Annotated in this window: 18 protein-coding genes; 17 read left to right on the top strand and 1 reads right to left on the bottom strand. The window is 55.4% G+C overall.

What is annotated here, in order from left to right:
* The first annotated feature begins 141 nt into the window (after positions 1-141).
* From F556_RS0126290 to F556_RS0126215, 16 genes are all read left to right on the top strand, one after another.
* Positions 142-2,331 (top strand): ABC transporter ATP-binding protein, encoded by a 2,190-nt coding sequence (locus F556_RS0126290; RefSeq protein ID WP_245583139.1) that lies wholly within the window; start codon positions 142-144, stop codon positions 2,329-2,331.
* Positions 2,331-2,831, top strand: a complete 501-nt coding sequence (locus F556_RS0126285; protein ID WP_020619994.1) for a DUF1854 domain-containing protein — start codon at positions 2,331-2,333, stop codon at positions 2,829-2,831. Before F556_RS0126290 ends, F556_RS0126285 begins: the two co-directional genes overlap by 1 nt.
* A 186-nt stretch (positions 2,832-3,017) precedes the next feature.
* A complete protein-coding gene (locus tag F556_RS0126280) occupies positions 3,018-4,691 on the top strand; it encodes an extracellular solute-binding protein (protein WP_020619993.1) in 1,674 nt (557 codons plus the stop codon).
* A gap of 43 nt (positions 4,692-4,734) precedes the next feature.
* The gene (locus F556_RS0126275) at positions 4,735-6,525 is read left to right on the top strand and encodes a sensor histidine kinase (RefSeq protein WP_211222640.1); all 1,791 of its coding nucleotides are present in this window, start codon (positions 4,735-4,737) and stop codon (positions 6,523-6,525) included.
* On the top strand, positions 6,500-8,137 hold the full coding sequence (locus tag F556_RS0126270) for a helix-turn-helix domain-containing protein (RefSeq protein ID WP_020619991.1): 1,638 nt from the start codon (positions 6,500-6,502) through the stop codon (positions 8,135-8,137). The genes F556_RS0126275 and F556_RS0126270 overlap by 26 nt, the downstream gene beginning before the upstream one ends.
* A gap of 9 nt (positions 8,138-8,146) precedes the next feature.
* The gene (locus tag F556_RS0126265; protein WP_020619990.1) at positions 8,147-9,769 is read left to right on the top strand and encodes a glycoside hydrolase family 43 protein; all 1,623 of its coding nucleotides are present in this window, start codon (positions 8,147-8,149) and stop codon (positions 9,767-9,769) included.
* 824 nt (positions 9,770-10,593) lie between these two features.
* Positions 10,594-11,958: an ABC transporter substrate-binding protein gene (locus tag F556_RS0126260; protein WP_020619989.1), complete on the top strand. Its 1,365-nt coding sequence runs from the start codon at positions 10,594-10,596 to the stop codon at positions 11,956-11,958.
* A 119-nt stretch (positions 11,959-12,077) separates the two neighbouring features.
* Positions 12,078-14,975 carry an extracellular solute-binding protein gene (locus F556_RS0126255; RefSeq protein WP_020619988.1) on the top strand — a complete coding sequence of 966 codons (2,898 nt, stop codon included), beginning with the start codon at positions 12,078-12,080 and terminating at the stop codon, positions 14,973-14,975.
* Between the two features lie 12 nt (positions 14,976-14,987).
* A complete protein-coding gene (locus F556_RS0126250) occupies positions 14,988-15,944 on the top strand; it encodes a carbohydrate ABC transporter permease (protein ID WP_020619987.1) in 957 nt (318 codons plus the stop codon).
* Position 15,945: 1 nt separating this feature from the next.
* Entirely contained in the window at positions 15,946-16,821 is an 876-nt protein-coding gene (locus F556_RS0126245; RefSeq protein ID WP_020619986.1) for a carbohydrate ABC transporter permease, read from the top strand.
* A gap of 206 nt (positions 16,822-17,027) precedes the next feature.
* Complete coding sequence (locus tag F556_RS0126240; protein WP_020619985.1) at positions 17,028-18,488, top strand: NHL repeat-containing protein; 1,461 nt, start codon at positions 17,028-17,030, stop codon at positions 18,486-18,488.
* Complete coding sequence (locus F556_RS0126235; RefSeq protein WP_020619984.1) at positions 18,485-19,111, top strand: Yip1 family protein; 627 nt, start codon at positions 18,485-18,487, stop codon at positions 19,109-19,111. Before F556_RS0126240 ends, F556_RS0126235 begins: the two co-directional genes overlap by 4 nt.
* Positions 19,112-19,126: 15 nt before the next feature.
* On the top strand, positions 19,127-21,679 hold the full coding sequence (locus tag F556_RS0126230) for a DUF5696 domain-containing protein (RefSeq protein WP_020619983.1): 2,553 nt from the start codon (positions 19,127-19,129) through the stop codon (positions 21,677-21,679).
* Positions 21,679-22,590, top strand: coding sequence for a carbohydrate ABC transporter permease (locus F556_RS0126225; RefSeq protein WP_020619982.1), 912 nt, complete (start codon positions 21,679-21,681; stop codon positions 22,588-22,590). Before F556_RS0126230 ends, F556_RS0126225 begins: the two co-directional genes overlap by 1 nt.
* A 24-nt stretch (positions 22,591-22,614) precedes the next feature.
* Positions 22,615-23,562, top strand: coding sequence for a carbohydrate ABC transporter permease (locus tag F556_RS0126220; protein ID WP_020619981.1), 948 nt, complete (start codon positions 22,615-22,617; stop codon positions 23,560-23,562).
* A gap of 34 nt (positions 23,563-23,596) precedes the next feature.
* Positions 23,597-24,871, top strand: coding sequence for an endo-1,4-beta-xylanase (locus F556_RS0126215; RefSeq protein WP_020619980.1), 1,275 nt, complete (start codon positions 23,597-23,599; stop codon positions 24,869-24,871).
* A gap of 25 nt (positions 24,872-24,896) precedes the next feature.
* On the opposite strand, the gene F556_RS0126210 is transcribed toward F556_RS0126215, so the two are convergent.
* Complete coding sequence (locus tag F556_RS0126210; RefSeq protein ID WP_020619979.1) at positions 24,897-25,652, bottom strand: helix-turn-helix transcriptional regulator; 756 nt, start codon at positions 25,650-25,652, stop codon at positions 24,897-24,899.
* A gap of 276 nt (positions 25,653-25,928) precedes the next feature.
* Between F556_RS0126210 and F556_RS0126205 the strand changes: the two genes are divergently transcribed.
* Positions 25,929-26,906 carry a glycoside hydrolase family 43 protein gene (locus F556_RS0126205; protein WP_020619978.1) on the top strand — a complete coding sequence of 326 codons (978 nt, stop codon included), beginning with the start codon at positions 25,929-25,931 and terminating at the stop codon, positions 26,904-26,906.
* The last annotated feature ends 4 nt before the right edge of the window (positions 26,907-26,910 follow it).

Genomic DNA, 26,910 nt, shown 5'->3' with positions numbered 1-26,910 from the left:
GAAGTGATGGTTGTTGTGATTCAGCCGGATTCACATACTTAATAGGGAAGAGATTAAAAGAAGGAGGGTCCTGTTCAGTTAAGTGTGTAAGCGGTTACTGACTTTGATTTCCTAAAAGGAGCGACACTTCATTACATGACGATGCAAGAGCAATTACCAGAGCGGCTGCGCAACCAATTATTAGGCAGGCAGCTGCTATTCAGCTACCGGACCGATCTGCTTGCTGACGGCAGGTTCGGTTCCCAGTGGATTGCGGTCACAGATCAGGACGTCTTCGTCTGGAAGGAGGAAGGAACGCCGGTCTATCGCTTGTCTGTCTCGGAGCTGAAGGATGCCCGGGCGGCGGGGGCGGTAGGCGGCGGGATGCTTATAGCCGATACCCATGCAGGACCAGTGGTGCTGGTCCGTTACACGGCGGCACTGACGTCGGTCTTTAATTATATGGCCAAGCTCATCCGTGCACTGGCCAAGAGTGAAGAGCCGCCAGCCATCTCCGAGCGGGATTGTCCGCGCTACTGCCCGGATTGTGGCCTGCCGCTGCCCGAGTCCACCCAGGTCTGTCAGCTCTGCGCCAATAACGGCAAACTCGCCGTCCGCATGCTCCGTTACGCCAAGCCCTATCGGTTGCGGATGGTGATTGCTGCTGTGTTGCTAATTCTCACCACGGTATTGGAGCTCATCCCGCCGTATCTGACTAAGGTTATGATTGACGATGTGCTGCAGTCGGAAGGTCGGGAGACCCTCCTGTTGGCGGTAGTGGCCGGCTTGGGAGCAACGATGCTGATGATGGCGATCATGCAGGCCGTGCGAGGCTATATCGGGGCTTGGGTAGGCTCCAAGCTGATGGGAGATATCCGTCGTGACATCTACAACTCGCTGATGAAACTGTCGTTAGCCTTCTTTGACCGCCGCCAGACCTCCCAGTTTATTAGCCGTGTGAACAATGACGCCGAGTCCATGCGCCAGTTCATGACCGACGGCGTGATCTATGTGTGCGGTGAAACGCTGCGAATCGTGGCGATCTTCGCAATTCTGTTGTCGATGGACTGGCAGCTGGCGCTGCTCGCCCTGCTGCCGATGCCGATTATGCTGGTGGCGTCGATGAAGATCTGGCCCAAGATAGGCCGGCGCCTATATCAGCAATGGCGGTCCATCTTCCGGCTCAACACGCTGGTCGGCGATTCCCTGCAGGGCATCCGCGTCATCAAGGCCTTCGGCCGCGAAGGCGAAGAGACCTCGCGCTATGGCATCGCCAATGCTGAGGTCATTCGCAATAACGTCAAGACCGAAGGCATGTGGCAGTTCATCTTCCCGGCCTTCGGCTTCATCGCTGGCCTGAGCACGCTGCTGATCTGGTACGCTGGCGGTGCCAAGGTACTGGGGGCCGAGCTGCAACTGGGTACGCTGATCGCGATGATTGCTTATCTCGGCATGCTATTCGGTCCACTGCAATGGTTCAGCCAGATGATCAGCTGGGCAGGCAATGCGATGGCGGCTGCGCATCGTGTGTTTGAAATCATGGATACACCCCCGGATGTTCCGGATGCGGCCCAGCCGGTCTCGCCCGGACTGATCAAAGGCGAGGTTCGATTCGCAGGCGTTACCTACGGCTATGAGAAGCATCATCCCGTACTGAAAAACGTCGATCTGCATGTGAAGCCCGGCGAAATGATAGGGCTGGTGGGCCACTCAGGGGCTGGCAAGTCGACCTTTATTAATCTGTTATGCCGGTTCTATGATACGGATGAGGGAGCGATTCATATCGATGGCGTCTCGATCCGTGACATTGCTCAGTCCGAGCTGCGCAGTCAGATTGGCGTCGTGCTGCAGGAGACCTTTCTCTTCGACGGTTCCATTGCAGACAACATCGCGTACTCCAAGCCGGATGCTACGCCAGAGGAAATTATGCGGGCTGCCAAGGTAGCGAACGCCCACGACTTTATCGTTAAAATGCCCGATGGTTACGACACAAGAGTCGGCGAACGGGGCCACAAGCTCTCGGGCGGCGAAAAACAGCGCGTGGCAATCGCCCGGGCCATCATACATGATCCACGAATTCTTATTCTGGACGAGGCAACGGCATCCGTCGATACGGAGACCGAACGTCAGATTCAGGAGGCAATCGCACGGTTAATCCGGGGAAGAACGACCTTTGCCATTGCCCACCGGTTGTCCACACTGCGGGGGGCCGATCGGCTCGTCGTGCTGGATCAGGGGAAAATCGTTGAGGTCGGCACGCATGAGGAACTGTTGGAGCAGAAGGGCGGTGTCTACCGCAAGCTGGTGGACGCGCAGAAGGAGCTGTCGCAAATTAGGGGGGTAGAGAGCTGATGCAGGATATACACGATGGAGTACGAGTGCTGCAGCCGGAGTCTGTCTCTTTCAGTCGTAGCAGAGGCGGCGTACTGGAAGGGGTTCTCCATGGCAAGTCTTACAAGGAGCTGGTGGTCTACCGGACCTTCCCCTTCCGCTATCCGAGCCGCTACCTCTCCATCCGTACGCCGGAGGGCGAGGAGCTCGGCATCATTGACGATATCGCTGAACTGGACGGAGAGAGCAGGCAGGAGCTGAGCTTGGAGCTGGAGTTCCGCTACTTTCTTCCGAGGGTCGAGCGGGTGGAGCGGGTCGATTTTCAGTCCGATCTGTGGATTTGGGAGCTGCAGACCCATCTGGGTCCAACCCGTCTGGTCATGCGCAATCTTCATGAGCATCTGCAGTATGCCGGGGGCAATCGGATTGTGCTGACCGACCAGAGTGGCAAGCGGTGTGAGATTCCCGACTGGCGAAGGCTGGACGCGCATAGCCGCAGGCAGCTCAGCGAGCTTTTGTAAGAGAGATAACGATACGGGGAGGAACCATGTATAATGAAGAGGCTCGTCCGCTCCAGTGCGCGCAAGAGAGTAAAAGGAAGGTAATTATACAAAGAAATGCTGCTTGTTATTCGGAGAGCCGTTTTTGATAATTAAAGATACAGATAGGCTCTTTCCAGATCAGGGGAGATGGGGTGCTGCTGACGGATGGTATTGGCAAACACCGTGAAGCTGGGACTTGCGGTAGTGATGCTGCTGCCTTTGGCCCTGACTTGCAATAAGCGTAGCAACGAGCAGGTGGAGACTCAGACTCCGCCAGAGGCCGTGCAGGAAGCTGATGGCCCCTTTGCAGCGTACGATCCGCCAATCAAGATTGGCATGGTCCGCGAGACAACCGATGCACTCGAGGAGCTGATAGCCGCTCTGCCAGGAGAGACGCTGCTGGACAATCGGTGGAGCCAGCTTTATGAAGAGGAACTGGGGATACAAATTACGTACGATTGGGTCGAAAAAGGCGTGTTGTACCATCAGAAGATGGGTATATCGCTGGCCTCCGGCAACATCCCCGACGTGGTACGGGTGAACGCGCAGCAGCTGCGGAGATTAAGTAACGCCAATCTGCTGCAGGATCTGACATCTGTATATGAGACGTATGCCTCGCCGCTCACACGAACAATTATGAGCGAGGAGGGAACAGGGCCGCTCGATACAGCAACTATTGATGGTATGCTGATGGGGATTCCCGAGACGAGCGGGTCGATCGGCCAAGCCATGTTTATCTGGGTCCGGACCGACTGGTTAGAAGAACTCGGTTTGCAGCCTCCTGACACGATGCAGGATCTTTTAGCTATTTCGGAAGCGTTTACAGAAAAGGACCCTGATGCCAATGGCCTTCAGGATACGTATGGGCTCGGCCTTGCCAGCCATATCTGGGATCCGGTAGCGGGCTTAACCGGGTTCATGGCTGGTTACAACGCTTATCCGACCATCTGGGTCGAGGATGGACAGGGTGGCTTGGTCTATGGCGGAATTCAGCCCCAGGTCCGAGAAGCGCTGGCTGTCCTGCAGCAGATGTACTTGCAGGGACAGCTGGATCCGGAGTTTGGCCTGAAGAATGGCACGAAGGTGCTCAAGGATATTACTGCGGGCCGGATCGGCCTGGTCTATGGGGAACAATGGAGCTCGTTTTTTGTCCAGCCTAGCCGGACGGAAGACCCGGATGCGCAGTGGCAGGCCTACCCGATTGTCTCCAATACCGGGGAGCTGTCGCGTGTGCCGCTCAAGGTAAGCCCGAGCCAGTATTTCGCCGTACGCAAAGGCTATGAGCACCCGGAGGCGCTGGTGAAGCTGTTTAACCTGCACCTGGAGAAGAACTGGGGCGAAACCGCCGAGTATGAGACGTATTACAGCACGCCGCGTCCCGTATGGCAGTTATCTCCGGTAACGCCATTTCCCGGCCGGAAAAATCTCGATGCCTTCCTTCAACTAGAGGAGGCTAGACGGACGGGCGATCTCTCGCATCTACAGGCAGAGGCAAGGGCCATTTACAATAACATTGCCGATTACGAAGCTGGCGGAGAGGATAGCGAGTCGGGCTGGGGATGGGAGCGTACCTATGGTTCGGAGGGGGCTTTCAGTATTGTCCATCAGTACGAGCAGAACGGACAATTCCTGATGGATGGTTTTACGGGTGCTCCCACAGAGACGATGATTGACCGTCAGTTCATTCTCTCGAATCTCCAGCACGAGACCTACATTAACATCATTATGGGCCGCCCGCTGGAGGAGTTTGACCGGTTTGTGGAGGATTGGCTCGCCCTGGGCGGAGAGGCGGCCACCAAGGAAGTCAATCGCTGGCTGCGGGACAAAGACAGGTCGTAATCCAACTTCGCTGCCACTGGAGCAAAGGACGGCCATAGCATCTATGAATGAACGCATTGGAGGCGGAAGCTTGCGTACCTTTTCTGCGATCCGGTTTCGCAAAACCATATTTACCCGACTGGTCGTCACTTATGTGCTGGTCATCCTGCCGATTATCCTGCTCGGTTTCTATCTCTACCAATGGAGCTATGAGAATGCCAGTCAGGATATTTCGCGGGCTACAAATATGCAGCTATCCCATTATTTCGATGAGCTCGAGAGAGAAGTGGAATGGATGGGGCTGCAGCAATTCGACATCCTGGAGGATGAAATACTGAACAAGCTCGCGGTGACCTGGTCAAGTATGGACCCGCCTGAGCAACGGGAGCGCTTAAATTATGTCGCGCAGCGGCTTACCTCGTTCAAAAACAGCAGCGCCTATATCAAGGATATTTACGTCCATATCCGGACGATGAACAAAACCGTTTCCGCTTCGAACGCTGTCACCGCTTTTGATTCGGAGCGATTCTCGCGGTTTGATGCCGCCTCGATCCGCAGGGAGCACCGGCTCATCCGGTGGGGGGACACCCTGCATCTGAGTGCGGCCAAATTTAGCGGACGCCGAGGGGAGCTGCCGCTTTTTATCGTCCAGATCGAGCTGGACCCAGAACGGCTGCGCTCCTCGCTGCAGCAAGTGCATTTATACCCGGAAAGCGGCTCTTTCCTCATGTCTGAGCGTTCAGGCTTTGTCCTGAGCAGTGATCCTGATTCCGCCACCATTATCCAGAGCTACCTCTCAGAGCGCAAGTCGTACCGCGAGCTTACGGCTCTGCTGGATATGGATGGCGTGCTATACCAAGTGGATCAGGTGTATTCGGAGCCGCTGGAGATGACCATTGCGACCTATTTGCCGGAGGAGACGGTCAGACTGCCCCTCTCCAAGTTTTACAACTGGGCCTGGATCTTTGCCATTGCTTCGCTGATGGCCATCATCTTGATCTCATACTCGACCTACAAGTTCATTCACAAGCCGCTCTTTTTACTTGTTCAGGGCTTCAAACGAATGGAGGGAGGCGCATTGAATATTCCAATCAAGCACGAGCAGCAGGATGAGTTCGGTTATTTGTACCACCGATTCAATCACATGCTCAAGAAACTGCAAAGTCTCATCGACCAGGACTTCAAGCAAAAGATGATGATGCAGCGGGCTGAGCTCAAACAGCTGCAATCGCAGATCAATCCGCACTTTCTCTACAATAGCTTCTTCATCCTGAATTCATTGGCCAAAACCGGCGATGTCGAGCGGATCGAGGAGTTCACCGACATGCTGGGCGAGTATTTCCGATTTATTACGCGCAATGGCGAGGATCATGTTCCGTTGGCAGAGGAAGTCCGCCATTCCCGTATGTATACGGAGATTCAGAAGCTGCGATTCTCCAGGCGGATTACCGTACAATTCGACGAGCTTCCAGAGTCCATGCACCGAATTCGCGTACCGCGGCTCATTATCCAGCCCATTATTGAGAATGCCTACGAGCACAGCCTGGAGAAGATGCTGGACGAGGGACGATTGCGCGTAACCTTCGAAGAAGCAGCGGATGCTGTCTGTGTCATCATTGAAAACAACGGGGAACCCATTAGTGAAGAAGCGCTGGAGGATCTGAGGTACCGGCTACATCACCCTTCGGAATCGTATGAAATGACCGGAATTATGAATATTCACCGGCGACTGATCCTTACTTATGGCGAAGCCAGCGGCCTGCAGCTCTCCCGAAGCGAGCTGGGCGGACTGAAAGTCGTGATTCGAATCGGATGGGAGGAGGCGCGTGATGTATCGTCTGTTGATCGTGGATGATGAGGAGATTATCACTGATGGACTCTACGAGGTGTTTCACCGTCTGATGCCGGAGAAGCTGGACATCTGCCGGGCCTATTCTGGCAAGGAAGCGTTGCAGTGGATGGAGCGGACGCGGATCGACATCGTGCTGACGGATATCCGGATGCCCGGCATGTCCGGTTTGGAGCTGTCCCAGGAAATTCTGACGTACTGGCCGCGTTGTCGAATTGTCTTCCTGACGGGCTACAGCGAATTCGACTATGCGTACCAGGCATTTCAGATGCCGCATGTACGGTATCTGCTGAAGACGGAAGGCTACTCCAAGGTGACGGAGACGATTGCAGAGGTCATCCGCGAGATCGATCATAGCAATCAGATGAGTGAGTTGGTCCAGCAGTCGCAGGAGCAGATGGATGCACTCACATACATGGCCCAGGGCGACTATCTGCGGCATCTGTTGCACGAGAGCCCAACCCTGGCAGAGCATCCGGAGAGCATGGAGCGGGATTTCGCGCGCTGTCAGCTGCCGCTTGACCCGCGAACCCCAGTGCTCTTGGCGTTGGGACATCTGTTCTTCCCGGCAGGCACATCGTATGCAGCAAAGCAGGAGATGACGGCTGCGGTTGGCGTCATTTGGCGCCAGTTCCTGGGCAGTCCTACCCGCAGCGCAGGCACGACCGACAAGCATGGCGACATGGTATGGTATATCCAGCCTTCGATCTATGCGGAGGAGAAGGTCGCCCAGCATATGGTGCGTTATCTGGAAGGTACGTTGGAGCTGGTCCAGGAGGCCTGCATGGAGTCGCTTGGACTGCCCAGCTCTTTCACCATCAGCGGCGCGCCCAGCGCCTGGAGAGATGTCCGGGAGCAGCACGAAAGGCTGCGGCAGCAACAGCAGATGCGAATTGGCGACGGCATTTCCATGATCATTACAGATCGCACCGAGGCACAGGACAGCGGATCGGTTAGAGACGGCGGACGGGTCAACCAGAAGGTAGAGCAGATGGCGGCGCATTTGGAGGCAGGCCGGGAAGAAGAGTTCAACCAGCTTTTTGAGGAGGTTGCGGCCAAGCTGCAGCAGCCTGAAGCGCTGGCTCAGCGGAGCCAGGAGGCCTATTATGCGGTGGCCCTCATGCTCTTGTCCTTCATTAATCGTTGGGGGCTGCACACCCATGTCGGCGACTATGGCATGCTGATGCGGCTGGAGGAGCACGCCTCACTGCGCAAGGGCGTGGATTACCTCGCATTAATCGCAGGGCGTATTTTCGCAGTCAGACGGATGGATGCCAAGGACAGGACTGCTCATGTCATCGAGCGAATCTGCAACTATATCCAGGATCATCTCGGGGATGATTTGTCGCTGGTTCGACTTGCCGAAATCCACTATTTCAATCCATCGTATTTATCCCGGTTTTTCAAGCAGGAGTGCGGCATCAATCTTTCCGACTATATTGATCAGTGCCGCGTCCGTCAGGCCAAGCAGCTCTTGGAGCAGGGAGAGCTCAAGGTGCGGGATGTTGCTGCGGCGGTAGGCTATGAGGCGGCACACTCCTTCACGCGTTTTTTCAAGAAAACAGCGGGGATGACACCCCAGGAGTACAGGGACACCCTAAGTAGCGTAGGAGAGTGATGGCGTACGATGAGCGGCTGGGGACAAGGGGCACGGGCATGGGCAGGCATTCTGTCGATTATGACTCTATTGGCAATCGTCGTGTATGTAATAATAGAAACGCAGTCCGATACTATCAAACAAAAGGGAGATGCAATGATGACTTCTCATCTTAACTCAGATTCCGGAACCATTCAGAACGAGCAGAACGAACAATCGGTGACACCAGCAGAGCAGGCGATCACCAAACCGCTGGGCAAGCTGCCACCGCATGGCAACCCATTGATGGCACACAAATTCGGTGCTGACCCGTATGCCCTGGTCTATAACGACCGCGTCTACCTGTATATGACGGGTGATCAACTGGAGTATGATGCAGCGGGGGAGATCAAGGAGAATTCGTATAGCTCGATCAACAAGCTGAATGTCATCTCATCCGCCGATCTGATGAACTGGACGGATCATGGCGCCATTCCGGTGGCTGGGCCACAAGGCGCCGCTACCTGGGCGTCCCAATCGTGGGCGCCAGCCGCTGCTCACAAAGTTATCGATGGCAAAGATCGTTTCTTCCTGTATTTCGCCAACAATGCAACCAGCATCGGTGTCTTGACGAGTGATAGTCCCGAGGGTCCCTGGGTTGATCCAATTGGCAAGCCGCTCATTACCCGGCAGACGCCGGGCGTGGAGTCAGTCACCTGGCTGTTCGACCCGGCGGTACTGGTGGACGATGACGGCGAGGCCTATATTTATTTTGGTGGCGGCGTGCCTGAGGGACAGTATGCGCGTCCCGACACGGCCCGAGTCATGCAGTTGGGCGCTGATATGACGAGCGTGATCGGTACAGCAGAGGTTATCCCTGCCCCTTATATGTTCGAGAATGCCGGAATTAATAAGGTGAATGGCTTGTATTATTACACGTATTGCTCCAACTTCTACGATGGCGTCCGTGAAGAAGGCAGCCCGCGGGCGGGCGAAATTATCTATATGACGAGCGAGAATCCGATGGGGCCTTGGACGTATCAGGGCTCGATTCTCAAGAACCCGGTTCACTTCTTCGGGGTTGGCGGCAACAACCATCATGCCATCTTTGAATTTCGTGACAGCTGGTACATCGCCTACCATGCACAGACATTATCGAAAGCGATGGGGGTAGCCAAGGGATACCGCTCGACGCATCTCAACCAAGTGGAGTTCGACCCTGCGGACGGAAAGATTGCAGAGATTACAGCGACCTACGAAGGCGTAGAGCAGCTGCAGTCCTATGATCCCTATGCAGCAACTAGCGGTGGCACCATGGCCTGGAGCGCCGGACTGTTGACAGCGCCGGCAGACACGCACGCGCGCACGCAGGCAGTCGATATCCAGGACGGGGACTGGTTGGCGCTGGCTTCGGTCGATTTTGGCGACGGTGCAGCCACGTTCCGGGCCCGTCTCCTGGGCACTGGTGCAGCAGGGAACATTGAGCTGCGACTGGGCAGTCCCGAGGGCGAGCTGGCAGGCACGCTCAGCGTCTCGGAGCTGGCATCGGGAGAAGCAGCCGACCTGTCGACAGAGGTTACGGGCGCGACTGGCACCCATGACCTGTACCTGGTCTTCCGGGGCGAGCAGGAGACCGAGCTGTTCCAGCTGGCGGAGTGGACGTTCGACAAGTAAGCTTAACCGCACGTAACTACCATTGTACAGAGAAGGCGTATGTCCGCTTGGCGGGCATGCGCCTTTTCTATTGGTCCAGCGTGAATTGCAGAGGCGCGTGGCGGGTGGGAGTGCGAGCAAATAGAGGAAAAAAGGTGTGCTACAGAGTGCGCGTGGTGGGAATGCGAGCGAATAGAGGAAGAAAGGTGTGTTACAGCGGCGTGCGGCGGGAGTGCGAGTAAATAGAGGAACAAAGGTGTGCTACAGAGTGCGTGTGGCGGGAGTGCGAGCGAATAGAGGAAGAAAGGTGCGCTACAGAGGGCGCGTGATGGGAATGCGTGCAAATAGAGGAAGAAAGGTGCGTTGCAGACGGCGTGGGGCAGGGGTTCGAGTAAATAGAGGAAGAAAGGTGCGCTACAGAGTGCGTGTGGCGGGAATGCGAGTGAATAGAGGAAGAAAGGTGTGCTACAGAGTGCGCGTGGTGGGAATGCGAGCAAATAGAGGAAGAAAGGTGCGCTACAGAGGACGATCGGCGGGAGGACGAGCGAATAGAGGAAGAAAGGTGCGCTACAGGTGGCGCAGTGTGGGTGCGAGAGGACGATAAGGGTAAAGAGAAATTTGCAAATCTCTACTAGTATCTCAGGAAAATCGGCCGAGGGGAAGCAGCAATCCTTTACTTACCTATCCCGATCTTTGCCTCGTCAATGAGCCATAAATCAGAAGGGTGAAAAAACGCAAAAAACCTATACATAGACAGGTGAAAAAACCTGTATTTACGCAGGTTGTAGACCCTAAATGAAAGCGCTACACTTTCGAAGTAGATCATCCATTTGAGGGGGATAACGATGAAGACAACAAAGAATTTGTTTATGCTTCTGAGTTTGATGCTAGCAATTACTCTGGCCGCGTGCAGTGGTAATACCGGAGGTAACGGGCCGGTCAATGAAGGACCGGGCGAAGATCCCGCAGTGACCGAAAACACAGAAGATACTCCCGAGGAAGAGGAGCCACCGGCCAACGAGATGGATTTTGATATGGGCGGACGGACAATCAAGGTCGTCTCTTGGTGGGATATGACGATTCCCGACAATAACCCCGACAATATTCAGCGTCTGGAAAATCTGGAGGCGCTCAAGGAAAAGCATAACTTCGACATCGAATACATCGCCATCGATTACGGCGAATACCAGGAACGCGTGGTTGCTTCCCTGATGGCTGGCGAGCCGCTGGGCGATATCGTTCGCATGGGTAAAGCGTACATGATTCCGGCGCTCACCAAGCAAGACCTGTTCTGGCCGGTAGATGAGTACACCACCAACGAGCAGGTTTTCAATCAGCGGATAACCTCGATGTACTCGCAATACGAAGGTAAAGGCTACGGCTTCTCGGAAGGCCAGACCAACCTTATCACGGGTATCTTCTACAACCGTACACTGATGAAAAACCTCGGCCTCAAGCCGCTGCAGGAGTATGTGGATGAAGACAACTGGAACTGGGACACCTTTATCCAGGTTGCCAAGGAAGCTAATCAGGACACGAACAACGACTCCAAGCTGGATACGTGGGGCCTCGCGGGTCATTCACTGACAGAGCAAGCACTGGCAGCCAACGAGACGGATCTGGTCAACGGCACAGAACAGAATCTGGATGACCCTCGGGTGCTGGAAGTCTTCAATTTCATCTCCCGACTGGCAACTGAACAGGTAGGGAGACCAACCGAAGGCGGCGACTGGACAGAGCCAGGACAGTTTTTCCGTCAGGGCAACACACTGATGTATGCCGGGGCTGAATACGAAACGAGTGGATTGAAGCAGGATATGCAGGACTTTGACATCGGCTTTGTACCTTTCCCGAAAGGCCCGAGCGCTTCCACATACCATGCACATGAGCCAGCGGTTCAGTTCCTGACGCTTCCGAAGCAGACGGAGAACCCGGAGCAGATCATGTACATCTGGGAAAAGATTAACGAAATCGAGTCGATCTACGACTATCCGGGTCAAGCAGGACTGGAGACGAACTTCGACAATGAAGATGATATCGCAAATGCACGGATGGCAGGGGATAACATGAACATCATCGACCGCAACTCGTTCCCTTCCATTCCTTACTACGACATGGTGGATGAGCTGCTCCAGGGCGTCTCGGTATCGACGGTCATTGAGAAATATAAATCGCCGATCCAGGCCGCAATCGACGAGGTCTATCAATAACGATTATAAGAATCATTGAACAGTCCCCATTTTGATTCTTCGAAATGGGGACTGTGCACTTTGTTCTTATTATAGAATTTATAAGTTTTCGGGGATATTTACAGGTTAGGAGGTAAATCATGAAGCGTCGTTGGAAGACTTATACGATCGTTCTGCTGGCCTTCACGCTCCTCGTCTCCATCTGGGCCTGGCCCAGTAACCAGTCTGAGTCGTGGCAGGTCCAAGCGCAGGCGGATTTTGAAGCGGTATCGGACTCGGCGGGTGAGGACAGCTATGACGAGTATTATAACCGGCATGCCTCAAGTGCGAGGCCGGATGAGATCATCCGCATCCCAGGGGCCGATTTCGTAGAGACGTCAGGCGGCGAATTCGAGATTGTCGAGAATTATATGGGTGCGCAAGGCCAGGCGGTATTGACGCCAGAGACGGGCACGATTAGCTGGCAGGTCGAAGTGCCGGCCACCGGCATGTACAATATGCGCGTCCACTATTATCCGGTCAGCGGCAAGAGCTCGTCCATCGAGCGAGTGCTCACCATTGACGGCGAAGTGCCCTTCCGTGGGGCTGATCTGCTGCTGTTCGACCGGGTGTGGGACAATCGCGAAGATTATATCCGGCGTGATGACCGGGGCAATGATCTACGCCCACGACAAGTCGAGCGTCCGCAATGGCAGCTGGCCGAATTCCAGGACAGTGAAGGCTACTATGAGGATTCCTATCTGTTCCACTTCGACGCGGGGACGCGGACGATCGCGTTGGAGGCTCAGCGCGAGCCCATGGTCATTGAATATATTGAGCTCTACCAGGATAAGGGACTGCAGACGTATGAGCAGGTCAAGGCGGACTATGAGGCACAAGGGCTGCAGCCTGCACAGGGACAGTTCATTCAGATTCAGGCGGAGGATGCGGTCAGCAAATCGGCACCGACGCTCTATCCCGAGTCGGATCGTTCTTCACCGACTGTCGAGCCCTATGATGTGTCGAAGATTCGCATCAACAGCATCGGTGGTCTCAATTGGAAAATACCAGGACAATGGATCGAATGGGACATTGAAGTACCGGAGGATGGACTCTATCAAATCGCTCTCAAGCGCAAACAGGACCAACTGAGGGGCATTTATTCCACGCGCAGTCTGACCATTAATGGCGAGTTCCCGTTTGAGGAAATGAAGCGCCTGCGCTTCAATCACGGGACGGAATGGCAGACGGATGTGCTCGGCGGAGAAGAGGAGCCGTACCTGTTCCATCTGACCCAGGGGACCCACAGGCTGCGGATGACGGTAACGCTTGGCGATATTGCCCCGCTGCTGAGGACAATTGAGTCCAGTGTCCTTGCCCTTAATGAGATGTATCGCAACATTCTGATGATTACTTCCAATAATCCAGATCCCCTTCGTGACTATCAACTGGAACGGCGAATTCCTGAGATGACGGAGGTGTTCCGCGAGCAGGCGGAGATTGTTGGCTCCGTCGCAGACCATCTGGAATTAGTGACAGGAGAGGCAAGTGACAAAGTCGCTGTGCTGCATGCACTGGTGCATCAGCTCAACGACATGGCCGAGCGCCCAGAGACGGTTGCCAGAAGGCTCGACAGCTTCAAGATCAATGTAGGCGGTCTGGGCACCTGGATTCTGACGGTACGGGAGCAGCCGCTGTCGCTGGATTACCTGGTCGTCTCCACGCCGGGGGCTGAGCTGCCACGGGCAGAGGCGACCCTGCTGGAGAAAACCCGCCATGAGCTTGGGGCTTACATTGCGTCATATACAGAAGACTATGACAGCATCGGGAACGTCGAGGAAATGCAGCGTTCCATCACGGTGTGGATTACCACCGGTCGGGACCAGGCTCAGGTGCTGAAAGGCCTGATTGACGATACGTTCACACCTGCAACTAACATTTCCGTTAGCTTGCGGCTCGTGCCCCCTAACATCCTGCTGCCAGCTACGCTGGCCGGGCAAGGTCCTGACGTGGCAATGCAGATGGGCGAGGACGTGCCGGTCAACTATGCCATGCGTGGGGCAGCGGCTGATCTGAGCGGATTTGCCGATTTTGAGAATGTCGCTTCACGATTCAGGGAGAGCGCCATCACGCCTTACCGTTACAATGACGGTGTCTATGCGCTGCCAGAGCAGCAGCTATTCCCAATGCTGTTCTACCGCAAGGACATTCTGGCCGAACTGGGCCTGACGCCGCCCAAGACCTGGGACGAAGTCTACACGATGATCTCCGTGCTGCAAAAGCACAACATGGAGTTCTTCCTCCCGATCGAGGATACGATTAACAATGCGGCACTGGTCCCCAACGCCACGTTTGCCATGCTGATGTATCAGAATGACGGCAAGTTCTATCAGGAAGATCACTTGGCCAGTGCGCTCGATTCGGAAATCTCGATGGAGGCGTTCAAGCGGTGGACGCAATTCTATACCAATTACAAGTTCCCGCTGCGGGCAGACTTCCCGAACCGCTTCCGGACAGGAGAGATGCCAATCGGCATCGCCGATTATATCACCTACAATATGCTGACCGTCATGGCACCTGAGATCCGCAACCTGTGGGAATTCACGATTGTTCCGGGTACGGAGCAGAGCGATGGCTCGATTACGCATGAAGTGGCGAGCTCGACCAGCGCCGTTCTCATGCTGGAGAATGCCCAGGACAAAGACGCGGCTTGGGAATTCATGAAGTGGTGGACGGAAAAGCAGACGCAGATTGAATACGGCCGCGAAATGGAAGGCCTGATGGGAGCGGCAGCCCGCTACCCAACGGCCAATATCGAGGCGCTGGAGCAGCTGCCTTGGCCGGTCAAGGATTACAATAACCTGGAAAGCCAATGGCAATGGGTGCAAGGGATTCCTCAAATCCCTGGCGGATATTTTACCGGCCGTCACCTGGACAATGCCTTCCGAAGAGTCGTGAATGCGGGCGAGAATCCGCGCGAGGCGTTATCCGACTATATTGTCTACATTAATGACGAGATTACGATCAAGAGGCAGGAGTTCGATCTGCCAGTCCGGTAGGGAGGGAATACGTTGCAAGCTGAAAGAACCGAGAACGTCGCAGTCTATGCCGTCCCGCCGGAGAAAACCTCCCGTTGGGCCCTGTTGCGGAAGCAATTGCATACCCACAGGCACTTGTACGTGCTGATGAGTCCGTTCATGCTCATTTTCTTCTTATTTACTGTCATCCCGGTGGCTATGTCGCTCGTGCTCAGCTTTTTCTACTTCAATATGCTGGAGTTCCCCCGCTTCATCGGGTGGCAGAACTATGCACGTCTGTTTCTGAACGATGATGTCTTCCTGATCGCGCTCAAAAACACCCTGTTGTTCGCCGTCATTACGGGGCCAATCAGTTACGTTGCCTGCTTCCTGTTTGCCTGGATCATCAACGAGCTCTCGCCCAAGGTCCGGGCCTTCATGACACTGGTGTTCTATGCACCATCGATCTCAGGCAATGTGTTCTTCATCTGGCTGATCATCTTCTCCGGTGACAGCTACGGCTATCTCAATGGTTTCCTGATGCGCGTCGGCTTCATTCTGGAGCCGATCCAATGGCTGCAGGACGAGAAATACATTCTTGCCATCGTTATCATTGTCCAGCTGTGGTTAAGCCTGGGTACCAGCTTCCTGGCGTTCATCGCCGGTTTGCAGACCATTGACAAGACACTGGTGGAGGCAGGCTCCGTGGATGGTATCAAGAATCGCTGGCAAGAGCTCTGGTACATTACGCTGCCATCGATGAAGCCGCAGCTGATGTTCGGTGCGGTCATGCAGATTACGGCCGCCTTCGCGGTAGCCGACATCTCCATCGCGCTGGCTGGCTTCCCGAGTGTCAACTATGCGGCCCATACGGTGGTCACGCATCTCATGGACTTCGGTACCATTCGCTTCGAGATGGGTTATGCGTCCGCGATCGCAACGGTGCTCTTCGGTCTCATGCTGGGCACCAATATTGTGACGCAGAAATTGCTTCGAAAGGTAGGGGAGTAAGATGTCGACCAAAGTACTCCCGGTGCTGCGTGTTCGCAAGCGGCTGAATCGCTCGTTCACTGTCAGCTTCCTGCTGTTTGGCTTGCTGGCGATATTCGGCTCCTTCATGGTGCTGCCGCTGGTCTATACCATCAATAATGCCTTCAAGCCACTGGATGAGTTGTTTATCTTCCCGCCGCGTTTCTTCGTCAACAATCCGACGATGGATAACTTCTATGATCTGGTGGCATTGATGGGCAATTCCTGGGTGCCCTTCACCCGGTATATTTCCAATACGATTCTGATTACGAGCTTGGGGACGGCGGGCCATATCTTCCTGGCCTCGGCTGCTGCTTACCCACTGGCCAAATACCGCTTCCCTGGCTCAAAAATTCTGTTCACCATCGTCATTCTCTCGCTCATGTTCTCGCCGCATGTCACGGCCATTCCGAACTACATGGTCATGTCCTGGCTCGGCTGGATTAATACGCATGCAGCTATTATCGTGCCGTCGCTGGCCTTCTCGCTGGGACTGTTCCTGATGAAGCAATTCATGGAGCAGATCCCGGATGCGCTGCTGGAGGCGGCCAAGATTGACGGTGCCAGTGAATATCGCATTTTCTGGAGTATTGTCATGCCCAATGTCAAGCCGGCGTGGCTGACGCTGATGATTCTCCAGTTCCCTGCCCTATGGGGAACGGATGGCGGCAACTTTATCTACAGTGAGAATTTGAAGCCGCTGAACTACGCCTTGAGCCAGATTATCCAGGGCGGTATAGCCAGGGCCGGGGTAGGGGCGGCGGTTGCGCTCGTTATCATGATCGTGCCGATCAGCTTGTTCATCGTCTCCCAGAGTAGTGTCATCCAAACGATGGCCACCTCAGGCATGAAAGACTAGGTTCGCTTCCGATTACGGAAGTGGTTCAGGATGAGGATTCGGCGGCGAATCTTGAATGCAGTCGGAACTTCCGGTGCTCACGTAGCTTCCAGCTACGCTCCGCTCCTCAGTGCCTTCCTGCCTCCAACCTTCTTGGTACTCGAAAGCGAACAATGGAACGTGTATTACATTCGTTGTTATACGGATTAAAAAGGGGGACCGACAAGATGCCAAAGAGTGCGCGTCTTACCAAATTGACGCTCGTTGCCCTCTGCTGCTGCCTGTGCCTGGGCGTATGGGGCGGCCAGCGGGCACAGGCGGCCGAGGTCTCGGCTTCCTATATGTATTCCTTCTGGGGCGAGGCGGTCGCCGCTCCGGCAGCCTACCAGGCGACCGATCTGCATGACGGACAGTCGCTGGGGCTGGGAGCGTTCAAGGAACCAAACGACTTGTACGTACGGGCCGATGGCACGATCTACATCCTCGACTCCGGCAACAACCGGGTCGTGCGGCTGGATGAGCGCCTTGAGCCGATTGATGTCATCGATGGTTTCGTGAATGGCGGTGCCCAGGAAGGCTTCGCCAATCCGCAGGGATTGTTCGTTACAGAGACAGGTCATCTGTACATCGCGGATACCGGCAACCGGCGCGTCGTCCATCTCGACGAGAACGATGAGCTGGTGAAGATCATTGATTCCCCGGAATCGGAGCTGCTGCAGGCCAACTTTGTGTTCCAGCCGATGCGGCTGGTCGTGGATAATAGCGAGCGGGTCTATGTGATGGCAGCGGGGGTATTCGACGGGTTCATGGAATTCAATTCGGACGGCACCTTCTCCACCTTCATCGGTGCGAACCGCGTCTATGTGGATCCGGTGGAATACCTGTGGAAGATGCTCGCGACCCGGCAGCAGCGCAGCCAGATGGTCATGTTCACGCCGACAGAGTTCACAAGCCTGGATATTAATGAAGAGGGGTTCATCTATGCGACGAACGGCGACCGCTTCGGCGACCCCATCAAGAAACTCAATGCCCAGGGAACTGATATTTTGCGAAGAGAGGGGATGGATTCCCCCATGGGTGACCTCCTCTACACGAGCAGCACCGGGCCCTCGCGACTGATCGACATCGATGTCGGTGACAGCGAGATGTATTCGGTCCTGGATGCCAAGCTGGGCAGAATCTTCACGTATAACGGAGATGGACACTTGATGTACATCTTCGGCGGACTCGGCAACCGGCTGGGCGAGTTCAACACCCCGATCGCGATTACCCGCTCGGGCGACGACATTCTCGTCCTCGACAAGGCGCTTGGCGAGATCACCCGGTTTCAGACGACCGAATATGGCCGCGTACTGAACGAAGCGGTTCGCAGCTACTACCGGGGGAATGAAGCGGAGGCAGCCCAGTATTTCTATGAGGCCATTAACCTGAATGCCAATCTGGAATACGCCTATGCCGGCATCGGCAAAGCGGAGCTGCGTCAAGGCAATTATAGCGATGCGGTACATTATTTCAGACAAAGTATGGATCACGGGAATTACTCCAAGGCATTCCAGCTGCTGCGTAAAGAGGTGCTGCGCGAGCATTTCTCCGTCATCATGTCCGGTATTGTGCTGGCGGTCGTCTTGCTCGTATTGGTGAGCAGATATCGCAAAATGAAGGCCAGAAAGAAGGTCGTGTCCGTATGAACCGAGAGCGAATTACGTATCCGCTGCACCTGATCGTGCGTCCCTTTAACGGGTTCTGGGATATGAAATATGAGCACGAACGCAGGGGCAACTTGATTGCGGCTTGGGTCATTCTGGCCCTGCTTGCCCTCACCATGATTCTGCAAAGCCAGTACAGCGGCTTTCTCGTCAATTTCACCAATCCGAAATACCTGAACAGCCTGATGGAGCTGATGTACGTTGTTGTGCCCGTGCTGTTCTGGTGCGTAGCGAACTGGTCGCTGACTACGTTGATGGATGGGGAAGGCAAGTTCGTCGAGATTTTTATGGCCACCTGTTTTGCGCTGGTGCCGCTCGTGCTGATTCAGTTCCCCTGGATCTGGCTCAGCAACTATATCACGCTGCAGGAGACAGCCTTCTATTATTTCTCGGGAAGCATCGCCGTCGTCTGGTGTCTGTTCCTGCTATTCGTAGGGAATATGACGGTACACCAGTTCTCGCCATCCAAGACACTGGTCACCATGGCGCTCACGGTACTCGCTATGGGGTTCATGGCGTTCTTGTGCCTGCTGTTCTTCAGTCTGGTCCAGCAGATCGTTTCGTTCGTCTCGACGATTTACCAAGAGCTGTCGCTAAGAAGCTAGAAAGGAAGGCAACGGATGAGAGTAACGAAAACTTACCTGGGGGTCGCACTGTTGCTGACCGCCCTGCTCCTGTCAGGCTGCTCGGGGGGCGATTCGGAAGCCATGCAGGCCGCTGCCGAGCCTGAGGTGATTGCTGTCGCTGACGGGGAACGGCTCGAGGCGTCCTTCTCCAATCCACAGATGCAGGGCATGAAGGGAATTGCCGAGAGCGGATCGCTGCAGTTGTACGTCGATGAAGCGAACGCAGGCATTGCCGTATTGGATCGGGCGAGCGGAGAGATCTGGCGCAGCAATCCGGCTGATCCGTACGCTGACACGCTGGCCACGGGGACCAACAAGGATATGCTCTCCTCACAGGTTCGTATGAGCTTCTATAACAACCTCGGGCAGATCAGCACGGTCAACTCGTACACGGACAGTGTCCTGCATCAGCAGATGAAGTATGAACGCATCCCGGACGGACTTCGGGTGTCCTATCAGTTCGGCACGAACAAGAAAACGATGGATGATATGCCCATGCGGATCAGCAAGGAGCGCTTCGAGGAGATGGTGCTGAGCAAGCTGGACAATACGGGACAGCGCGCCCTGCGCATTGCCTACACCGAGGACCGGGAAGCCCCGTTCTATAACCGGAACGATTCGGCGCTGCAGGGGCTGCAGTTGGAGCGGGCACTCGCGGCCTTTGAGGAAGCGGGCTATACGCCGGAGGACCTGGAGCAGGATATTGCGGACAATAATCTGGACCAGCCCAAGCCTACACCGCGGATGTTCAATCTGTCCATCGAATACACGCTGGAGGATGAGAGTCTGCTGGTGCGTGTGCCGGTGTCCGATATCCGCTTTCCGGAGGCTTATCCGATTAACGCCATCTCGGTGCTCGATTTCTTCGGCGCCGGCGGCACGGATGAAGAGGGCTCGATGCTCGTTCCCGACGGCTCCGGTGCACTGATCCATTTCAACAATGGCAAGCGGGCCTATCCAGCCTACCGCCAGGCGGTATACGGGATGGATAATACGATGAACAGCACACAGACGTATTCGAGGGACGAGAAGGTGCGTCTGCCGGTCTTCGGAATTATTAAGGAGGATCGGGCGATGCTGGGGATGATCGAGCAGGGCGCGGCTGTCGCGTCCATCACTGCCGACATCAGCGGCAAAGTGAATAGCTTCAACTATGCGTACCCGAGCTTTGTCGTCATCAACAAGGACGATATTACGTTGAATGCCGATGGAGCCGTACGTACGCTGCCTAAATTCCAGGAGGCGCCTACCAGGTCGGACTTCGCGGTGCGCTATGTATTCCTGAATGGCGAAGAGGCGACGTATGTAGGGATGGCCGCCCGTTACCGCGAGCTATTGATCGAGCGCGGACAACTGGCTCCTGCCAGCGAGGTCTCCGAGGATGGGGACACGCCGTTTTATCTGCAGCTGGTGGGTGGCATCCCCAAGCAGAAGCACCGGCTTGGTATTCCGTATCAAGCGCTGGAGCCTCTGACGACCTTTGAGGAGGCCCAAGCAATCATCAGCCAGCTCAAGGAACGACAGGTCGACCAGATCAAGCTGCAATATGCGGGTTGGTTTAATGAAGGACTGGATCACAAGGTGCCGGATCGCATAAAAGTGGATGGTGCGCTTGGCGGCAAGCAGGGCTTGCAGGAGCTGGCTACGTTCCTGGAGGAGCAGGACGTCGAGCTGTACCCGGACACGGCACTGCTGACAGCTCACCGGACGGAAGGATTCCGCGTATCCCGCGAAGCTTCGCGGATGCTGAGTGAAGCGCCGGCGGCGCTGTATCCGATGAACCAGGCGATTAACCGCCGTGACCGCAACCGCTCGCCAGCTTATCTTGTCTCGCCACGAGTGGTACCGGGCTACGTCGATTCCCTGCTGAAGGGGCTGGAGCCGTATGCTTCGAATGGCATCTCGCTCCGGGATTTGGCTGAGCAGTTGAATAGCGACATGCGCAAGAATAACCAGATCGACCGGACGGAAGCCGAAGCCATTGCGGTGGACGCATTGACGCGAATCAGCAGCACCCAGGATCGTGTGATGGCCCAGGGCGGCAATGCCTATGCCCTCCCGTATCTGACGGATATTACGTATGCACCGCTGAACAGCAGCCGCTTCAAGCTGGAGGATGAGGACATTCCGTTCTATCAGATGGTCATTCGCGGTTCGATCGACTACACGGGTGCGCCTTATAATCTGTCGACCCATACGAATACCAATCAGTATGTACTCAAAAGTCTGGAGTTCGGCTCCCATGTGTACTTCACCTGGATCTACCAGCCGAGCCACAAGGTCAAAGAAACCGAATTCGACTATCTGTACGCCGTCAACTATGAGCGGTGGATCGACACCGCCTCCGAGATGTACAGCGAAGTCAATGAAGCGCTCTCCAAGGTGGCGGGCCAGCGTCTGACAGGCCATGAAAAACTGGCGGACGGAGTATTCAAATCTACGTATGAGAATGGCATCTATTTCATCGTCAACTATAATACGGTGCCCGTAACGGCAGAGGGACGTCAGATCGAGGCAGAAGGCTATGTGACAGGAGGTGAGCGTTGATGAAGGCCATACTGAAACTCAAGTCCAAACCGAAAACGTATGCACAGCAAAAAGCAATCTGGGGCTTCGTTTACGTCCTGCCCTGGCTGCTGGGCTTCATCTTCTTCTTCCTGACGCCACTCCTGACATCACTCCGCTACAGTCTCAGCACAGTGGAGGCCAATGCCCAGGGGCTGTCCATTCAGTTCACGGGTCTGAAAAACTACATCGAGGCACTCACGGTCAACACCAGCTTCAACCGTGCCTTGACGGAGTCGATTATCAACATGCTGGTCAATGTACCGCTTATCGTCATCTTCAGTCTGTTCCTGGCGGTCCTGTTGAATCAGAAGTTTTTTGGCCGTTCGGTGGCCCGCTCGATCTTCTTCCTCCCCGTCATCCTGGCTTCCGGCGTCATCATGGCGCTGGAGAGCACGAGTCTGATCCAGGCTGTGAATGATCAGAACAGTGGGTCGGGGGTCATCAACGCACTGGGCAGCTTCGAGTTGGAGCGAATCATGCTACAGGCTGGCGTTAGCGAATGGATCGTCGTGTATCTGACGGGCGCGGTGGATCGGATCTACCAGATCGTCAGCCAATCAGGCGTGCAGATTCTGATCTTCCTGGCGGGCATCCAGACCATCTCGCCGGCGCTCTATGAGGCTTCCAAGATTGAGGGCGCGACTGGCTACGAGGCGTTCTGGAAAATTACGTTTCCGATGGTCAGTCCGCTGATCCTGGTCAATATTATCTACACCATTATCGATTCGTTCTCGCGCAATACGCTGACGGATCTGGTACGCGAAACGGGGTTCACCCGGTTCAACTTCGGCCTCAGCTCGGCGATGGCCTGGATTTATTTTCTGGCGATTGCACTCATCCTGGCCATTATCTCGTACCTTGTGTCCAAGAGAGTGTTCTATCAAGACTAGACTTGCAAAGGAGGACGTATACGCATGCAAGCCACCCGGGTATTATCGCTGGAAAACTGGAAACGCTGGCTCTGGACCGTGGTCCGGTTTATATTGATTGTAGGATTGTCATTCGTCATTCTGTACCCGATCTTTCAGAAGCTGGCCACCGCCATCAAAGACAAGGCCGACCTCTATTCGCCAATTGTCGTATGGATTCCACAGAACTATACGCTGGAAAACTTCCGGCAAGTCATCTCGGTGATGGATTACTGGCAGACGCTGCTGAACACCTTTACGCTGGCAGGGACAACGACAATACTGACGACTATCTCCTGCGCACTGGCAGGGTATGGCTTCGCCCGGCTGAAGTTCCGGGGCAGTAATCTGCTGTTCGCCGGTGTCATTCTGACGATCCTGGTCCCGCCGACAACGATCCTGATTCCGATGTATCTGAATCTGAAGGATTTCACGCTGATGGGCATTATCCCGCTATTGACGGGCAAGCCGGTCAACCTGCTCAATTCGTATTGGCCGTTTCTGTTGACCTCGCTGACGGCGACCTCCCTGAAGGCGGGGCTGTACATCTTTATCTTCCGCCAGTTCTTCAGGGGCATCCCCAAGGAAGTAGAGGAGGCGGCTTACGTAGATGGCGCGGGCGTGAGCACAACCTTTGCCCGAATCATGCTGCCTAATGCCATTCCTTCTATCGTAACTGTCATGCTGTTCTCCTTTGTCTGGCAGTGGAACGACAGCTTCTACACGACCACGTACCTGACCAGCAGCAAGGTCATGGCCACGCAGCTCTCGTCGCTGCCGCATAATCTGGCCATCCTGCTGCAGGGCGGCGATGCGTCGACGACAGATCCATTCTATCTAAGCATGGTGCAGGACACCGGCATTCTCATGGCCATCCTGCCGCTCATTATTATCTACCTGTTTGTACAGCGCTACTTTGTCGAGAGTATTGAAAGAACGGGACTGGTTGGCTAAGGGCAAGCGCTAATTAGGGGAAGGAGGCGTGTACGTGAACAAATCAAGCAAGCGAAGGCTGGCCATTCTCAGTGCGGCGGCTGCTGTCGTGGTGATCCTGGCGGTAATCGCGCTCCGTCCGGAAACGGAGCCGCCTGCCAAGGACGACACGGAGATCACGGAAGAATCGTCCGTGCCTGAAGGCGAGACAGCCGGTGCTGAGCCTGTATCAGCGGAGCCGCTGCCTGTATCTGAAGAAGCAGAGGAGCCGGAGCCAGCAGAGCAGATCGCCCCGGAGGAGCTGCGTTCGCTGGCAGATGCGTATACAGCAAGCTTCCCGATTGGCGCTGCCATCGAGCCCTTCCAGACGGAGGGGCCGACGGCGGAGCTGCTCAAGCAGCATGTCAACTACCTGGTGGCAGAGAACGCGATGAAGCCGGCGTCATTACAGCCGGTGGAAGGCCAATTCCGCTTTGAGCCGGCTGACCGAATCGTTGCTTTTGCCCGCGAGAACGGGATGGCGCTCCGCTTTCATACGCTGGTCTGGCACAATCAGTCGCCAGACTGGTTCTTCCTCGATGAGAACTGGCAGCCGATGGCGGAGGAGACGGATGAGGCCAAGCGGGAAGCCAACAAGCAGCTGGTGCTGGAGCGACTGGAGACGCATGTGCGTACCGTGGTGGAGCGGTACAAGGATGACATCGTCTCCTGGGATGTCGTCAATGAGGTCATCGAGCCGGGCGATCCCGATGGCATGCGGGCCAGCCTGTGGTATGAGCTGACCGGTACCGATTATATTGCCACGGCGTTCCGGGCCGCTCGCGAGGCCGGCGGGCCGGATATCCGGCTCTATATTAACGATTACAACACCAATGAACTACGCAAGCGCGATCGGCTCCACGAGCTGGTCCAGTCATTGCTGGCCGATGGTGTGCCCATTGACGGGGTCGGCCATCAGACGCATATTAACTACCGCTGGCCTTCCGTGGATTCGATTATTACCTCCATGCAGATGTTCGCTGAGCTGGGACTTGTCAATGAGGTTACCGAGCTGGACATGAGCGTCTACGAATACCAAGACCGCAGCGATCTGGGGCTGCCGATTCCGGAAGACCGGTTGGAAGCACAGGCTCAGCGATATGGCGAGCTGTTCCGTGCCCTGCAGGAACACAGCGACATCATAGACGGTGTTGTGTTCTGGGGCATAGCCGACAATCATACCTGGTTGAATGGTTTTCCGGTGGAGCGAACCGATGCGCCGATGCCGTTTGACCGTGAGCTGCAGCCCAAACCGGCCTATTGGGCGATCCTCGAAGCGTCTCAATCTTGAGCAACACAAACAAACGTCCATCCCCTTAAGCGGTGATGGACGTTTGTTTGCGATAGGCGTTGGCGCTGACGCCGGTGTACGCCTTGAATTTCTTGTAGAACCAGTCGGTCTCGCTGTAACCGACCTCCCGGGCCACCTCGTACACCTTCAGACTGGTCTGGGCGAGCAGCGTCTTGGCCTTCTCCATGCGCTGGCGCAGCAGATATTCATGGAAGGTGATGTTCTCGTGAAGCTTGAATTTCTGGCCCAAATAGGCGCAGTTCAAGTGGAGCCGATTCGAAATCTTCTTGAGCGTCACATGGCAGTGGAGCTCTTGCTCGACGTAGCTCTTGACCTTCTCAATATCCGGACAAGGTGTTCCACCCGTCCAGCTCTTGGGCGTGCCCGCTCCCGGCGGCTGCTCCAGGTCGCGCCGGATGTCAGCCAGCGCCGCTTGGAGCGCCTTGGGCCCGGCAGGCTCCGGCAGGATTGCGCGGATGCATCCGCGGGGTGCCTGCACCTCCTCGAGCCAACTGGCATGGCCACCCAGCAGAATGACAGGCAGGGCGGCCGACTGGCTCACGCGCGCGAAGAGCTGACGCTGCTCCGCCGGACCCCCGTTCATCTGGATGATGATTAGTGCATAAGCCATATCGTCTGATGCGGCCGCCAGCATGGCTGCCGCTTCCTCGTAACCGTCAGCATAGCCGGATATTCTCCATTCAGCCGGGTGCCGCTCGAGAATCAAGCGCGTTTTCTCCCGGGAATAGATACTGGGGTCCACCAGTAGTGCATTGAACACAATCAATCCCCTCCTTGGTGAGTTCGCTTGCCGTTCCAGGCGCAGCAGAATTGAGTACGCTTTCATTATCATCTGAAAAGAGATGCTGCACAATGTGCTATTCTTTGGATCGCTCACCGTCGTTTACCTGATCTGCAGCGCCGAGAGAAGGGAGCATTCCGAACAGAGAAACCTATAGTTTTTGATAGATTATCTAAGGTTTGACGGGTTGTTGGACGTACGTGTAAGCGCTACAATGGGGTTGATTGCATTCTACGGAAATGAAGGAGAGACGTTATGAGCCAACTACCGCAACAGCACCGTCCGCTGGTTACCCATATCTACACCGCCGATCCATCGGCCCACGTCTTCGAAGGCAAGCTGTATATCTATCCTTCCCATGATCTTGATCATGACGGACCATCCAATGATAATGGCGACCAGTACAAAATGGAGGACTATCATATTCTGTCGCTGGATGATTTCGATTCGCCGGTGACCGATCATGGCGAAGCCCTGCATCTGAGAGATATTCCGTGGGCTTCCAAGCAGCTATGGGCGCCGGATGCTGCCTACAAGGGCGGCACGTACTACTTCTACTTCCCTGCGCGGGATCTGGAGGGGAACTTCCGAATCGGAGTGGCGACGAGCGCTACGCCAGCAGGACCATTTGCGCCGGAGGCGTCCTATATCGAGGGCAGCTTCAGCATCGACCCGGCTGTGCTGGTGGACGAGGATGGCGAGGCTTATATGTATTTTGGCGGCCTATGGGGCGGTCAGTTGGAGAAGTGGCAGCAGGGTGAATTCGATCCATCAGGTGCTGAGCCTGCAGCTGATGCTCCAGCGCTGGGTCCACGCGTTGCCCGGTTGAGTGAAGATATGCTCACGTTCGCGGGTGCAGCGGAGGAAATCGCCATCCTGGACGAGAACGGAGAGCCATTGCTTGCAGGCGATGAGGACCGCCGCTTCTTCGAGGGCGCCTGGGTACACAAGTATAACGGATTGTACTATCTGTCCTATTCGACGGGGACGACGCACAAGCTGGTCTATGCCACTAGTCGGACTCCACAGGGGCCGTATACCTTCCAGGGGACGATTCTGGAGCCGGTCATCGGCTGGACCACCCATCATTCCATTGTTCAATTCCAAGACAAGTGGTATCTCTTCTACCATGACAGCTCCCTCTCGGAGGGTGTCAATCACAAGCGCTGCGTGAAGTACAGCGAGCTGCAATACAATGAAGACGGTACAATCCGTCTGGTTCAGCCCGACTAAAACG

The organism is Paenibacillus daejeonensis DSM 15491 (assembly GCF_000378385.1).
GTDB classification, from domain to species: domain Bacteria; phylum Bacillota; class Bacilli; order Paenibacillales; family Paenibacillaceae; genus Paenibacillus_D; species Paenibacillus_D daejeonensis.
This window is presented reverse-complemented; position numbering and strand designations above follow the sequence as displayed.

Coding starts and splice junctions, on each gene's coding strand:
- F556_RS0126230 (WP_020619983.1), top strand. CDS start 19,127: ATGAGAGTAACGAAAACTTACCTGGGGGTCGCACTGTTGCTGACCGCC.
- F556_RS0126220 (WP_020619981.1), top strand. CDS start 22,615: ATGCAAGCCACCCGGGTATTATCGCTGGAAAACTGGAAACGCTGGCTC.
- F556_RS0126275 (WP_211222640.1), top strand. CDS start 4,735: ATGAATGAACGCATTGGAGGCGGAAGCTTGCGTACCTTTTCTGCGATC.
- F556_RS0126255 (WP_020619988.1), top strand. CDS start 12,078: ATGAAGCGTCGTTGGAAGACTTATACGATCGTTCTGCTGGCCTTCACG.
- F556_RS0126205 (WP_020619978.1), top strand. CDS start 25,929: ATGAGCCAACTACCGCAACAGCACCGTCCGCTGGTTACCCATATCTAC.
- F556_RS0126270 (WP_020619991.1), top strand. CDS start 6,500: ATGTATCGTCTGTTGATCGTGGATGATGAGGAGATTATCACTGATGGA.
- F556_RS0126240 (WP_020619985.1), top strand. CDS start 17,028: ATGCCAAAGAGTGCGCGTCTTACCAAATTGACGCTCGTTGCCCTCTGC.
- F556_RS0126290 (WP_245583139.1), top strand. CDS start 142: ATGCAAGAGCAATTACCAGAGCGGCTGCGCAACCAATTATTAGGCAGG.
- F556_RS0126235 (WP_020619984.1), top strand. CDS start 18,485: ATGAACCGAGAGCGAATTACGTATCCGCTGCACCTGATCGTGCGTCCC.
- F556_RS0126225 (WP_020619982.1), top strand. CDS start 21,679: ATGAAGGCCATACTGAAACTCAAGTCCAAACCGAAAACGTATGCACAG.
- F556_RS0126280 (WP_020619993.1), top strand. CDS start 3,018: ATGGTATTGGCAAACACCGTGAAGCTGGGACTTGCGGTAGTGATGCTG.
- F556_RS0126265 (WP_020619990.1), top strand. CDS start 8,147: ATGAGCGGCTGGGGACAAGGGGCACGGGCATGGGCAGGCATTCTGTCG.
- F556_RS0126260 (WP_020619989.1), top strand. CDS start 10,594: ATGAAGACAACAAAGAATTTGTTTATGCTTCTGAGTTTGATGCTAGCA.
- F556_RS0126285 (WP_020619994.1), top strand. CDS start 2,331: ATGCAGGATATACACGATGGAGTACGAGTGCTGCAGCCGGAGTCTGTC.
- F556_RS0126245 (WP_020619986.1), top strand. CDS start 15,946: ATGTCGACCAAAGTACTCCCGGTGCTGCGTGTTCGCAAGCGGCTGAAT.